General features: G+C 43.4%; 8 protein-coding genes. 4 read left to right on the forward strand and 4 right to left on the reverse strand.

The features are described from left to right. Positions 1 to 67 precede the first annotated feature (67 nt). The 4 genes from asnS (at position 68) to H9Y05_RS08945 (ending at position 9,788) form a co-directional block, all read left to right on the forward strand. Positions 68 to 1,519 carry an asparagine--tRNA ligase gene (gene asnS, locus H9Y05_RS08930; RefSeq protein ID WP_216714075.1) on the forward strand — a complete coding sequence of 484 codons (1,452 nt, stop codon included), beginning with the start codon at positions 68 to 70 and terminating at the stop codon, positions 1,517 to 1,519. 141 nt (positions 1,520 to 1,660) lie between these two features. Next, the gene (locus tag H9Y05_RS08935; protein WP_216714076.1) at positions 1,661 to 4,270 is read left to right on the forward strand and encodes a hybrid sensor histidine kinase/response regulator transcription factor; all 2,610 of its coding nucleotides are present in this window, start codon (positions 1,661 to 1,663) and stop codon (positions 4,268 to 4,270) included. A 97-nt stretch (positions 4,271 to 4,367) separates the two neighbouring features. Beyond that, positions 4,368 to 9,104: a T9SS type A sorting domain-containing protein gene (locus H9Y05_RS08940; RefSeq protein WP_216714077.1), complete on the forward strand. Its 4,737-nt coding sequence runs from the start codon at positions 4,368 to 4,370 to the stop codon at positions 9,102 to 9,104. Between the two features lie 108 nt (positions 9,105 to 9,212). Continuing rightward, entirely contained in the window at positions 9,213 to 9,788 is a 576-nt protein-coding gene (locus H9Y05_RS08945; RefSeq protein ID WP_163492737.1) for a hypothetical protein, read from the forward strand. 82 nt (positions 9,789 to 9,870) lie between these two features. On the opposite strand, the gene H9Y05_RS08950 is transcribed toward H9Y05_RS08945, so the two are convergent. The 4 genes from H9Y05_RS08950 to H9Y05_RS08965 all read right to left on the reverse strand — a co-directional run bounded on the left by H9Y05_RS08950 (position 9,871) and on the right by H9Y05_RS08965 (position 14,646). Beyond that, positions 9,871 to 10,467, reverse strand: a complete 597-nt coding sequence (locus H9Y05_RS08950) for an acyltransferase (protein ID WP_216714078.1) — start codon at positions 10,465 to 10,467, stop codon at positions 9,871 to 9,873. 54 nt (positions 10,468 to 10,521) lie between these two features. Further along, the gene (locus H9Y05_RS08955) at positions 10,522 to 11,040 is read right to left on the reverse strand and encodes an NADPH-dependent FMN reductase (RefSeq protein ID WP_216714079.1); all 519 of its coding nucleotides are present in this window, start codon (positions 11,038 to 11,040) and stop codon (positions 10,522 to 10,524) included. A gap of 46 nt (positions 11,041 to 11,086) precedes the next feature. Next, positions 11,087 to 13,882, reverse strand: a complete 2,796-nt coding sequence (locus H9Y05_RS08960) for an outer membrane beta-barrel protein (protein WP_216714080.1) — start codon at positions 13,880 to 13,882, stop codon at positions 11,087 to 11,089. A 125-nt stretch (positions 13,883 to 14,007) separates the two neighbouring features. Then, positions 14,008 to 14,646: a hypothetical protein gene (locus H9Y05_RS08965; RefSeq protein WP_216714081.1), complete on the reverse strand. Its 639-nt coding sequence runs from the start codon at positions 14,644 to 14,646 to the stop codon at positions 14,008 to 14,010. Positions 14,647 to 14,651: the final 5 nt, after the last annotated feature.

A 14,651-nucleotide genomic window follows, 5' to 3' on the forward strand; every position in this document is an offset into this window, starting at 1 on the left:
CATTCATAATGGATAATTCATAATTCATTTATATTTGCATAAAACGATATAATACAGTATAAATACAATGAAAAGAACAAAAATAATCGATGTTTTAACGCGTACGGAGGTAGGTACGGAATTGGTAGTAAAAGGATGGGTGCGTGCATTCAGAAGCAATCGTTTCATCCAACTTAATGATGGTTCTACAATCAACTCACTCCAAGCGGTTATCGATTTTGAAAATTTTGACGAAGCTGTATTGAAAAAAATTACAACAGGTGCTGCTGTCGGACTGACAGGAGTCTTGATCGAATCCCAGGGTTCAGGTCAGTCTGTTGAACTACAGGTGAAGGAAGTGGAAATCATTGGTGAAGCCAATCCGGATGATGTACAAAAAACGGTAATGCAACCGAAAAAACACAGTCTGGAGTTTTTGCGTGAACAAGCGCATTTGCGATTCAGAACAAATGTATTCGGAGCTGTTTTCCGTATTCGTCACGGTGTTTCGTATGCGATTCACAAATTCTTCAACGACAAAGGATTTTTCTACATTCATGCCCCGATAATCACAGGTTCGGACGCTGAGGGAGCGGGAGAAATGTTCCACGTCACAAATTTAGACATGGAAAAACTCCCGAAGAATGAAGCTGGTACAGTTGATTACAGTGAGGATTTCTTCGGAAAACCGGTGAATTTGACTGTTTCCGGGCAGCTGGAAGCGGAATTAGCGGCACTGGCACTGGGTCAGGTATATACCTTCGGACCGACTTTCCGCGCTGAGAACTCCAATACATCACGCCACCTGGCGGAATTCTGGATGATCGAACCGGAAGTCGCATTCAACGACCTGAACGATAACATGGATCTGGCGGAAGAAATGCTGAAGTACATCTGCAAATACATCGTCGACAATTTTGCAGATGATCTGGCTTTCTTAAATGAACGTGAAAAAGCGGAGCAGCAAACAAAACCGGTCAATGAACGCAACGAGCTGACATTGCTGGAGCGTCTGGATTTTGTGATCAACAACGATTTCAAACGCATTACCTATACAGAAGCGATTGATGTGTTGATGAATTCCAACCATTACAAAAAGAAAAAATTCAAATACGAAGTCAACTGGGGAACTGATCTGCAAAGTGAGCACGAGCGCTACCTGGTCGAAAAAGAGTTTAAACGTCCTGTAATTATTACCGACTACCCTGCGGCATTCAAAGCATTTTATATGCGTAGAAATGACAACAGTGAACTGGGGAAAGAGACGGTTGCTGCCATGGACATTTTGTTCCCGGGAATTGGTGAAATGGTGGGCGGGTCACAACGTGAAGAGCGCCTGGACGTGCTGAAAGAAAAATGCGCTGCATTCGGAATCCACGAGGCAGATTTATGGTGGTACCTGGACACACGAAAATTCGGAACAGTACCTCACTCCGGATTCGGTTTGGGATTCGAACGTATGGTTATGTTTGTAACAGGAATGACCAATATCCGCGACGTGATTCCTTTTCCGAGAACACCTGGAAATGCTGAATTTTAATTCAAAAAAATACAGATCAACGATAGAAAGAGGTTATTTTATAACCTCTTTTTTCTTTTAACACCGCAACAGGAACAGAGAAACAGAATTTCACTTATTTTTGCCTGCATCAGACCTTTTAAACTGATTGATTTTGTGTGTATGAAGAATAGTGTTCTGTATCTGTTTACAATACTAATTACCTGCTTTGGCAAACCTGTCTACTCTCAACAAACTGCCGACTCCCTTCACCATCTCATTGATGTTTCCCAGGGAAAAAGAAAAGGAGAGTTGATCCTGGAATTAGCCAATCATTACTTGTCCGGTTATCCGGATTCCAGTATGCACTATGCGCTCGTTGCACGAAAAACAGGAGAGCAAACAAAAAATCATGTGCTGGTTATCCGCTCTTATTCGCTGGCAGGTGAAATCTATCAGAAACAAAATAAACTGAAAGAATCGGTTGATTCTTACCTCAAAGGAGTTGAATTGGCTGAAAAACACGAAGAGCAATCACTGCTGGGAACATTGTACAATGGCATCGGAACCTGCTATTTTTATATGAACAATGTAAAAAAAGCAGAACGTTACATGGAATTGGCGGCACAGGCCAAAAAAGAAGCAAACGATTACCAGTACTATGCGATCATCAGCGCCAACCTTGCGTCATTACAAATCCTTCAGGCATCCTACGATCAGTCGATACACACATTACTGGAAGCAGAAAAAACATTACTGGAAAAACAACAGTTGGTCTACCTTAGCTCTGTGTATAATTCATTGGGAGCCGCCTACCAGATGGGGAAACCCGAATCTGATTCTTCCCGGTTTTACTATGAAAAAAGTCTGGAATTTGCCTTAAAAAACAAGGATTATCTCATCATGATGAACGCCTATCAGAATTTAGGAGATTATTATTTTTCAAAAAAGGAGTATTCCACCGCAATTGATTACATGAAAAAGGCCATTGCTACCAATGAACTCCGAAAAATAGAAGATCAGTACAAACCTGCATTGTACGGAAGAATAAGCACCGTATACGACTCCCTGGGAGATTATAAAAATGCTTATACCTATATCAAAATGCAGCTGGAGGCCAATGAACGACTCTTAACTGCTACACAGCAAAAAGAAATTGAAGAGTTGGAAATCCGCTATCAAAGTGAGAAAAAGGAAAAAGAAATTCAATTACAGAAACAAGAAATTGAAAAAGGAAAGAATCAGCGCAACACCATTATTTTTACAACGATCTTTTTATTCCTGCTAATCGGGTTCAGTGTGTATTTCATTTTCCAGCGCAGAAAAATCATGCAGCGATATGAACAGGAAAAATTAAAACTGTTTGAGAATCTTTTTCACGAAATCCGCACACCACTTACGTTAATCAACGGCCCCATCCAGGTGATGAAACAAGCCGGTACCGCTAACCAGGAACAATTACACCTGATGGAAAAAAACGCCCGGAAACTAATCGGATTGATCAATGAGTTGTTAGACGCCTCAAAATTGGGAAAAGGAAATTATCAGCTGCACTTCAACACAGGGGATCCTGCTGATTTTATTGCAACGGTCATTGAACGTTTTTCAGGGGAAATTACAGCAAAAAACATGGAAGTTATCTTTGACAAAGACGACGGCTCCCCGATTTGTTCATACCCCTTCAATGTACTGGAAAAGGTAATCAGCAACCTGCTTGGAAATGCCATCAAATATTGTCCTTCCGGAACAACCATCCGGATCACGTCAGCAATTACAGGAACCCGGCTGATGATTGAAGTACGTGACAATGGTGGAGGAATTCCTGAAAAAGAACAAAAAAAGGTATTCAAACGTTTTTACAGAGGGACCAATGCAGCAGTCGGCGGAACAGGAATCGGGCTGGCATTGGTGAAAGAGTTGGTGGAACTTGCCAACGGAACCATTCAACTGCAAAGCAATCCGGCCGGGACAACCTTCATTGTAACACTCCCCGTCAGGGAAACGGTTCGTACAACGGAAATAACCGCATTAAAGGGCGACACTCCCATACTTTTACTCGCAGAAGACGATCACGACATGGCAGCCTTCAGTACGGCTGTACTCAAAGAAGATTTTCAAATCATCCGGGTTTCAAACGGACAACAAGCCATTGAAACCATCACCTCACAGTTGCCCGACATTGTACTTTCGGATGTGATGATGCCACAAAAAGACGGAATCGCACTGTTGCAAGAAATCAAGTCCAACGAACTGACCAATCATATTCCCGTTGTACTGTTCTCAGCAAAAGCATCCCTGGAAAGCAGGTTACAAGGCCTAACACATGGCGCTGATGCATATATTCCGAAACCATTTTCTCCGGAAGAACTAAAATTGACGCTCCAGAACTTACTCACAACCATTCAACGAAATAAGCAGGTTTACAAAGATGCGATCCGTTCTGAAACCACATTTGAAGAACGCATTAAAAGTAATAACCCCTATGTTAATAAAGCCATAGAAAAGGTAATCAGGAATATTGACAACCCGGATTACTCTGTCAATGAACTCTCGGATGACATGGCAGTGAGTCGTAGCCAGCTGCACCGAAAACTGGTTGCACTTACCGGTTTTTCCACTACCAATTTCATCCGGATGATCCGTCTGGAAAAAGCAAAGGATTTGTTGGCAAATAACGAGGGAAACATCACTGAAATTGCCTACAAATGTGGTTTCAACAGTCAATCTTATTTTACCAAATCTTTTACAGAATATGTTGGCAAAAGTCCGAGTCAAATGGCCGGAAAGCCTTGATTTCACAAGACATGCAACAATAGTTCATACAATTACAACATGGGTGCATACTGCATAATTCGCCCCCTCCTACCTTTGCTCCATTAATTGTTCTGATATGACAAACTATTTTATTCTATCTGTTTTTACAGCATTCATGTTTGCTGCCAATGCAAATGATGAATGTACAAATGCAACTGAGTTATTTCCGAATCCTACATGTACCAATACCAACGGAACATTTAACGGAATGACAATGAGCGGAGCTGCTCCTTTATGCGGTACAGCTTCTCTTCAGGATGTCTGGTACAAATTTACCGCAACATCTGCAACGATGAGTGTGACGCTCACAGCCAATAACGGTTTGAATCACGGATTTGAACTCATCCAGGGAGGATGCAACGGAACCGTTTTACAATGTGTCAACGCAAATAGTTCCGGTTACGGGGAACATTATTTCAACAATAATTTTGTTCCGGGGCAACAATATTATGTCCGTGTGTTCAATGCAGCTGCATCAATGAGTGCTGCTAATTTCGGAATTTGCGTACGCAATTATCCGAATCCTTCCAATGATGCATGCAACAATGCCGGGACATTAACGCCGAACACTACTTGTAATTACACCTATGGCACATTCAGCGGAGCCCTGTTGGACGGAGGAACATCCGTATGCGGACCGAATACTTCCCAGGATATCTGGTACAAATTTACCGCATCAGACTCAACCATGAGCATTACCTTATCAGCCGAAGCAGGGCTGAACAACGGATTTGAGCTCATCCAGGGAGGATGCAACGGAACAGTCATACAGTGTGTCAACGCAAACAGTTCCGGTTACGGGGAGCATTATTTCAACAACAATTTCATTCCGGGACAGGAATATTACATCCGTGCGTTCAATGCTTCGGGAAGTCTAAGTACCACGACATTCGGAATCTGCCTGCGCAAATACCCAAGTCCGGCAAATGATGATTGTGCGACTGCAACCACACTAACACCAAATACAACATGCAGTTATGTATACGGTACGTTCAGCGGAGCAATGATGGGCGGAGGAACCACTCCTTCCTGCGCGACGAATACTTCCCAGGACGTCTGGTACAAATTTACCGCGACAGATTCAACCATGAGCATTACCTTATCGGCGGAAGCGGGATTGAATCACGGATTTGAGCTCATCCAGGGAGGATGTAACGGAACAGTCATACAGTGTATCAATGCGAATACATCAACAGGGTATGGCGAACACTATTTCAACAACAACTTCATTCCGGGACAGGAATATTATATCCGCGTGTTTAATGCCTCGGGAAGTTTAAATACCATAACATTCGGAATCTGCCTGCGCAAATATCCAAGTCCGGCAAATGATGATTGCGCAACTGCAACAACGTTGACACCAATAACTACCTGCGGTTATGTATATGGTACGTTCAGCGGGGCAATGATGGGAGGAGGAACCACTCCTTCCTGCGCGACAAATACTTCCCAGGACGTCTGGTACAAATTTACCGCGACAGATTCAACCATGAGCATTACCTTATCGGCGGAAGCGGGATTGAATCACGGATTTGAGCTCATCCAGGGAGGATGTAACGGAACAGTCATACAGTGTATCAATGCGAATACATCAACAGGGTATGGCGAACACTATTTCAACAACAACTTCATTCCGGGACAGGAATATTATATCCGTGTGTTTAATGCCTCGGGAAGTTTAAATACCATAACATTCGGAATCTGCCTGCGCAAATATCCAAGTCCGGGAAATGATAATTGCGCAACTGCAACAACATTGACACCAACAACCACTTGCAACTATGTATATGGTACGTTCAGCGGAGCGATGATGGGAGGAGGAACCACTCCTTCCTGCGCGACAAATACTTCTCAGGATGTCTGGTACAAATTTACCGCCACCGATTCGACCATGAGTATCTACTTATCGGCAGAAGCAGGCCTGAATCATGGCTTTGAACTTATCCAGGGAGGGTGCAACGGGACCGTTTTACAATGCATCAATGCGAATACATCAACAGGATATGGTGAGTATTATTTCAACAACAATTTCATTCCGGGACAGGAATATTACATCCGTGTGTTTAATGCGTCGGGAAGTTTAAATACCATAACATTCGGGATTTGTCTCCAGAAATATCCAAGTCCGGCAAATGATAATTGCGCAACTGCAACAACATTGACACCAACAACCACCTGCGGTTATGTATACGGCACATTCAGTGGAGCAATGATGGGCGCAGGAACCACTCCTTCCTGTGCGACGAATACTTCCCAGGATGTCTGGTATAAATTTACAGCCACCGATCCGACCATGAGTATTTATCTGACTGCAGAATCCGGTTTGAACCACGGATTTGAACTCATCCAGGGGGGATGTAACGGAACAGTTGTACAATGTGTCAATGTAAATAGTTCTAATTCCGGCGAATATTATTTCAACAACACGTTCATTCCGGGACAGGAATATTACATCCGTGTATTTAATGCTTCAGGGAATTTAAATACTGCTACATTCGGGATTTGTCTCCAGAAATACCCGAGTCCGGCAAACGATCTGTGTGCAAATGCTGCTGAGTTGACGCCCAACAATACATGTGGTTTGGTTTACGGAACATTCAGCGGAGCCTTGATGGACGGAGGTACTCCTCCCTGCGCTGCATCTTCCTCCCAGGACGTCTGGTACAAATTTACTGCAACTGCCACTTCGATGTCTGTTCAGTTAGGTGGAACAAGTGGTCTCAATCACGGATTCCAGGTCTTCCAGGGAAGTTGTAACGGAACAGAAGTCATCTGCCGCAATCAAAACGGATCAGGAAGTGGTGAGTCGGCATCGCTGACACTGTTAACAATCGGGCAAACGTACTTTATCCGGGTCTTCAATGCTTCTTCAAACTTGAGTACAATTACTTTCAACATCTGTCTGATCGGACCACCTCCATCTGCATGTACACCTTCTGTTGTAATCAGTACATCCACGACTACCATTTGCCAGGGAGAAAGCATTACGTTTACCGCAGCACCGACAAATGGCGGAACTGCCCCCGCTTATCAGTGGAAAGTGAACGGAGGAAATGTCGGTTCAAATAGTGCTTCTTACACAAGTAACACCCTCACCAATGGTAGTATTGTCACATGTGTGATGACCACTAACGCGGCCTGTGCCTCTTCAACAACAGCCACCAGCAATCAGGTAACGATGACCGTGACGCCTCAGGCAACACCTGCGTTTACACAACTACCAGCTATTTGTTCGGGTGAATCGTTGACACTGCCTGAAACCTCTAATAATGGTATTTCAGGAACGTGGAGTCCGGCAGCCAACAATACGGCCACAACAACCTACACCTTTACACCGTATGCAGGACAATGTGCGGCAACGGCAACAATGACCGTAACAGTGAGTCAGACGACACCTGTCTTTACGCAAATTCCTGCTATTTGCCCGGGTGGATCCTTCACACTTCCGGAAACCTCCAACAATGGCATTTCAGGAACATGGAATCCGGCGATCAATAACATGGCCACAACGACGTATACCTTTACACCGAATACGGGACAATGTGCATCAACCACAACGATGACCGTAACTGTCAGCCAGGAAACACCTGCATTCACACAAATTCCGGCTGTTTGTTCAGGAACTTCATTTACGCTACCTGCAATGTCCAATAACGGTATTTCAGGAACGTGGAGTCCGGCAATTGACAATACGACCACAACAACCTATACGTTTATACCGAATACCGGACAGTGCGCAACGACGGCAACGATGACCGTAACGGTAACGACTCCGGTAACTCCGGTATTTACACAAATTCCGGCAATCTGTTCCGGAAGTTCATTTACATTGCCAACAACTTCATCCAATGGTATTTCAGGTACGTGGAGCCCGGCAATCAACAACACGGCAACGACAACGTATACCTTTACGCCAAACGCAGGGCAATGTGCTACAACTGTAACAATGACCGTAACGGTAAATAATGGTACAACAACTCCGGTCTTTACACAAGTTCCGGCAATCTGTTCCGGAAGTTCTTTCTCCCTTCCAACGACTTCGTCCAATGGAATCATCGGTACGTGGAGTCCGGCAATCAACAACACGGCAACAACAACGTATACATTTACACCGAATGCAGGGCAGTGCGCCACAACCACAACAATGACGGTAACTGTTAATGAGAATACCACTCCCGTATTTACACCAGTCTCTGCAATTTGTTCGGGTGAATCGTTAACGCTTCCTTCCATCTCTAATAATGGTATTTCAGGAACATGGAGTCCGGCAGCCAACAATACGACAACAACAACGTATACATTTACTCCGACTTCAGGGCAATGTGTACAAACGGTGACCATGACGATCGTTGTCAATGCCGTAAATACAACCGTTACCACACAAGGCAATACCATTACCGCAGTGGCAACAGGTGCTTCTTATCAATGGATCGACTGCAATGACGAAGCACCGGTCAACGGAGCGATCCATGCATCCTTTACCCCTTCAGAAAGTGGAAGTTATGCGGTGATTGTTACACAAAACGGATGCACAGACACAAGTACCTGTATTCAAATCGGTTCCGTAGGAATCGGCACACTTTCCAATGAAGTGGTTCAGTTATATCCGAATCCGTTTGAACAGGAATTTACGGTAAACAGTGGTTCTGCATTCATCGGAACATTATTTACAATTACAGATGTATATGGAAATGTTATACGCACAGGAATTATTTCAGAAGAACAGCAGCGGTTTAGCATGCGTGAAGCAGCAGCCGGAGTTTATTTCATCCTGGTTGACAAGCACATCATTAAGTTCATTAAGCAGCACTAATTTTTAACTCAATACGACACAAAAGGGAAGCCGGTAATCGGCTTCCCTTTTTTATATTTTTGGCATGATATTCGCTAACTGTTAAAAATTAAACAAAAACAAAAACACATGATGAAACAACTTTTTTTCGCATTGGCTTTCACAACGGGAGTGAGCTATGCACAGGACTACCGTACCGGAGACGCTGATCTGGACGCCAATTTGAAAATTGTCAATACAAAAGGGAAAGAAAACCTTTCGGATTTTAAACTGGATTTATCAAAGCGTTTCGAAGTTCCACTACAAAAAGTAGAGGATTGTTTTACTGCAGGAATGAATCCCGGGGATGCATTCATGGCACTTCAGGTTGCATCTATCCAACAAATCCCGGTCGACAATGTAATTAAAGTATACAAAACGGACAAGTCAAAAGGATGGGGAGCGATGGCGCAGGAATTAGGAATTAAACCCGGATCAGCAGAATTTCATGCGCTGAAAGGGAAAGCGAAAGAACATTCCAATGGAAATGCCGGAAAAGGAAAAGGTCAAACAAAAGCAAACGGGAAAGGAAAAGAAAATGGTAAAGGAAAATCCGGTGCCTCGTCAACAGCTTCTTCTTCAAAAGGAAACAGCAACGGAAAGGCAACTGGAAAAGCTACCGGGAAGTCCACCGAAAAATCAGCGAAAGGAAACAGTAAAAAATAAACCGATTTTCAGTTAATGCTATAAATAAAAAGCGTTTGGGGATTCTCAGGCGCTTTTTTGTTTCAGGGGAATCGAATTGTTACTACCCTTTGATCTTGTTCCAGGTTTCGTACATTTTTTCCTGTTCCGGTCGGTCAGGCTCTACTTCTGTCAACGGTTCGCATGGTCGCAAATGTGTATGACATTCTCCGGGAAGTGCCTGATACAATGCTGTACCTTTTGTTTTCCAGGCAATCATTTCGTCGCTCACATCCTTAACAATTTTTGCAGGATTTCCCACCACTACACTCCGTCTCGGAATTGTCGTATTGGCAGGAACAAATGCCAATGCACCAATGATGCATTCATCGCCGATAACACAATCATCCATGACGACGGCATTCATGCCGATCATGCTATTCGCTCCGATTGTTCCGCCGTGTACAATAGCCCCGTGACCGATGTGCGCTCCTTTTTTTAACAACACCGTTGTTCCGGGAAACATGTGAATAGTACAATTTTCCTGTACATTGCATCCGTCCTCAATGATGATCTGTCCCCAGTCTCCGCGAATTGCAGCTCCCGGTCCGATGTATACATTTTCACCAATGATTACGTTTCCTGTTACCGTTGCATTCGGATGAACAAAACTGGATGGTTTCATTACCGGCTTAAAGCCGTTGAATTCAAAAAAGGCCATGTTGTTTGGAATTATGAATATTGAATGTTGAATTATAAATGATTAGTTGAGTGTTTATGATTTAACGGTTGTTATGAAATCAGCTAAACGGGATTCGTGTTCTTCGATCAGCTTTCCGTTTTCAAACACATGTCCGAAAGACGGTAAACTGAATGTCTGCTTCACCGTTGCACCCAATCGTTCCATTAAACGTTTGGACAGCTCTATCGAATTGGACGCTCCCCCTCTTCCCGGAGAGGTTCCGGCAATAAATACCGGTTTCTCCTTTACGAAATCCCGATCGAAACGGCTCAGCCAATCCATCGTCGATTTAAAATAACTCGTATAGCTACCATTGTGTTCCGAGGTTGACAGCAGCAATAAATCCGCATGCTTGATCTCAACATGCAGTTTTTGGACAGTCAACGGGATTCCGGAATTCAGTTCGGTATCCATTGAATACATCGGAACTTCAAACGAACGCAATTCGACCAGTTTCATCTCGGGGAGGTAATTAGACTGAATGTATTTCAATAATTGATGATTAATGGAGGTGGAACTGTTACTTCCCGCAAATGCCAGTATCTTTGCCATAGTTATTTTTGAGTGCCAAGATAAGGAAATTAGCGAATAATTAAAATTACTTTGCAGGTGTTCCGAAATTCCGCAGGTTGTAGGTTGCCGTCAGCATGAAATAACGATTCAACACCCTTGATTCAACATCTTCGATGTAGGATTCCGTTACATTCCGTGCAATGCTATTGTTATTATTCAGAATATCAAAGACAGACAAACGGACTTCCAGTTGTTTTTTCGGTAAGAATTTATACCCGATTCCTGCATTCCACAACATGATTGTCTGGTTGAAATCGGAACTCAATCCCGCGTATGCATTCAATGCATAATTGGTGTTAAACACCAGGCGCTCTTTCACAATCCAGTTAAATTTGGCATACAGGTTCTGTACAAAATATTCATTGTTGGTGCTGCCCTGGCGTGAATTCACGGCATTGTTGTAGTTGAACGTGTACCCCACAGCAAAATCAATCTTCGGGCTGATGTTGCTTGCAATCGTCACTCCGGCATTTCCGTTTCGTGTATTCGATCTGTTGAGCTCATTGTTGATTAATCCCGGTGTAACACCGTATCCTCCTCCCAGGTTAAAATTCAGGTTAAGTTTAAGTGCCGACAGCGGAATTCCATACGACACATACCCGTTTGTATTCCATTTCCCGTCCAGGTTGACCGGTTTCCGGTATTGCGCGCCCCTTGCCAATTGAATGGTTCCGTCAATCAATGTATCACTGGTAGCAATAATTGTTGAGTTGGTAATATAATCAGAGCTGACTTCTCCGGATAAAAACACAAAGAAATTACTTCCTTTCGTTACGTTGGTCACATTAAAACGACCAAATACCCGGTGATTGTACTGTTGTTTCAGTTTTTCATTTCCCGACGAAAGTGACAGCGGGTTGGAATTATCAATTACGTTTTGTAACTGGTCGATGGAAGGCGTACGTGTTCCTGCCCGATAGTTCAGCTGAATGGATTTTGTTTTAGAAAATTCATACCGGAATCGCACGTTGGGCAACAGGTTATGAAAAACCAGGTTGACATTCCGGTTAACGGGAAATTCCTGGTTGTTTAATAACAATGTATTGAGGTAGCTGAGACCTATCTGTACGTTGGCCTTGTTCTTTCTGAACCGAAAATTTGTTCCGATTTCGTTTCCGATTGTTTTGTTTTGAAACACGTTGGAGAGCAGTGTATCCATTGTATTGTACACGCCTGTATTCGGATCGTAATTGTATGTCCGTTTGTCTGCATTACTCAGCGTATAAGAAGGCGTGTAGGAATATTCACTCGACCAGTAATCATTCAACGGCTCCGTATATGAAACCCGTAATGAGGTGATATAACCGTTTGTTTTATTGTCCGCAAACTGGTTAATTGTTGCCGATGAATCTCCCGCCAATGCATCGTAGTATTCTGCCAGTGATTCCTGCCCGCTTTCTCCCAAACGGTTGTTGTACGTTCCGGACAAGTTCATAGACAGTGTTCTTTTCGGCTTCATGAATTTATGTCGCCACAAGAAAGATGTACCAGCATTGATTCCCTTGTTATCTCCGTAAGTTGAATTGGCAATCTGATTGAGCAAGGATGCCTGCTTATCGGCAGTCGTTGCGAACATTTCCTTTGTCCGGTCATTTCCCTGGTAGCTCAGTTTCGGAGCAATCACGATTGAATTGAGTGAATCCAACTGTACATCAAACCGGAAATTCATACGGTGGTTATAATTCCGGGTAACGGCAGAATAATCTTCATTGTATAACTGACCGGACTGGCTGGATAAAATATACTCCCGTTCGGTCAGCTGCCTGTTTTCATTTTTAGAAGCATTGAAAAAATAACTTCCCGTCACCTTGGTTTTGGTTCCCCACCTGTCCGAATAGTTGATCCCGATGGAATGTGTCGTACTGATCCCGTTTTCCTGACCAACGATAAAATTTTCCGCGGCACCTCTTCCACCCGGGCCTCTCCCCCCTTGCCCTCCGGATGCTGACCCCGAGCTCGAAAGCCCCAGGATATCTTCCGATGAAAAATTTTGTTGGTTTACATTATTGGTCATTCCAACGATGGAAATTTTACTTTTTCCTTTAAAAATATTGATGTTTAATCCGCCTAAATAGAGATCCGGGTATCCATAACCGGCATATATTTTACCAAATTGCCCCTGGTTTTTACCTGTTTTTGTGACAATATTCAACGCTTTCGCTTCCGTTCCATCAGAAATTCCTGTAAATTTTGCCTGGTCACTCTCGTTGTCGTAAATCTGAATTTTGGACACAATTTCCGCAGGTAAATTTTTCAATGCAGCTGCCGCATCATCTCCAAAAAACTCTTCTCCGTCAATGAATACTTTTTTGATTTGTTCTCCCTGTGCTTTTACCACGCCATTTTCCACAGTAATCCCTGGCATTTTGGTGACCAAATCTTCTACGGTCGCATCCGGATTTGTTTTAAACGCGTCGGCGTTGTACTGCGTGGTATCTCCTTTTTGCTCTACGCGAATGGCTTTTGCCTCCACGCTTACCTCATCAATCAATTTAGCATCTGAGGAAAGAACAATGGCCAGTTCGGTAGCACCTCCGGGAAGACGAATGGTTCGGACCTCATCGTTGTACGTGAGCACTGTCACTTTCAGGATATATGTTCCTGGAGCAGCAGAAATCCGATAATTCCCTTCTTCATCAGAAGATGTTCCTGTTACAACGGATGAATCTCCCGGTGATAACAACATGACTTTTGCATCAGGAATGGATTCTGTTGTTTTTTTGTCTGTAACACGTCCCTTCAATTCTGCTTGTTGTGAGAATGTATAAAATGAACTAAATGCAGCGATTACAACAACAATAACTCTGACGAAAGACTTCATATATTAATTTTATCTATCAAAGACAATTGAAAACAGGAAACGTTTAATCCAATTTACAAAAGAAAATGATCACAGCCAAACCGATGGAGCGGATACCTCCGGTGGTCAACTGATTAGAAGTAATTTTATTTTTGAATTTTAATGTCAACAGTCATCACAGCTGCCACATTTCCGTTTCCTGAAATGCTTTTAATTCTCAGCAAACCGATCTTCTGATTGTGCGTAATAAAACGGTAGACCTTCCCGCTTTGTACATTGGACACGTAATGGGGCATTAAGCCCGTAGTTCCCCAGGCTGCTTTTAGTTCCGAATAAGTAGTTATGCTGATAAAATCTCCGACCGATACGGATTCCCAGGGCATGATCGCCGTTTCATTTATTGTTGCCCAATAAACAACTCCGTTCGGAGCATTATCATACAATCCACCTTCTGCCTGATTGCTTCCCAGCGTTGACGGAGCTCCCAGGTAAGCGCTGGTTGGAGCGGTTGCAGTATAATAATAAACAAGGTCTATTCTTGCCTGGTGATCTGCTGCTTTGGGTGGGTCGTTGAGCGTATATACTTCACCTGATCTCAGGCATAGAAAACCGGATAGAGTTGCCGTATGGTGATTTCCGATCTGAATATCTGAAAAAACAGCAAGCGAATCTTCAGGTGTTTGCACTATCGGTTCGTCTTCCGACTTGGTCTGTTCTTTTTTACAGGACAAAGTACACATGGAAAGTAAACAGCCGGAAATTATTATTTTTTTCACCAACTTCATCCGGA

The sequence above is a fragment of the Taishania pollutisoli genome (genome assembly GCF_014518315.1).
Lineage (GTDB): Bacteria > Bacteroidota > Bacteroidia > Flavobacteriales_D > Crocinitomicaceae > Taishania > Taishania pollutisoli.

Coding starts and splice junctions, on each gene's coding strand:
- asnS (WP_216714075.1), top strand. CDS start 68: ATGAAAAGAACAAAAATAATCGATGTTTTAACGCGTACGGAGGTAGGT.
- H9Y05_RS08950 (WP_216714078.1), bottom strand. CDS start 10,467: ATGGCCTTTTTTGAATTCAACGGCTTTAAGCCGGTAATGAAACCATCC.
- H9Y05_RS08935 (WP_216714076.1), top strand. CDS start 1,661: ATGAAGAATAGTGTTCTGTATCTGTTTACAATACTAATTACCTGCTTT.
- H9Y05_RS08960 (WP_216714080.1), bottom strand. CDS start 13,882: ATGAAGTCTTTCGTCAGAGTTATTGTTGTTGTAATCGCTGCATTTAGT.
- H9Y05_RS08940 (WP_216714077.1), top strand. CDS start 4,368: ATGACAAACTATTTTATTCTATCTGTTTTTACAGCATTCATGTTTGCT.
- H9Y05_RS08955 (WP_216714079.1), bottom strand. CDS start 11,040: ATGGCAAAGATACTGGCATTTGCGGGAAGTAACAGTTCCACCTCCATT.
- H9Y05_RS08945 (WP_163492737.1), top strand. CDS start 9,213: ATGATGAAACAACTTTTTTTCGCATTGGCTTTCACAACGGGAGTGAGC.
- H9Y05_RS08965 (WP_216714081.1), bottom strand. CDS start 14,646: ATGAAGTTGGTGAAAAAAATAATAATTTCCGGCTGTTTACTTTCCATG.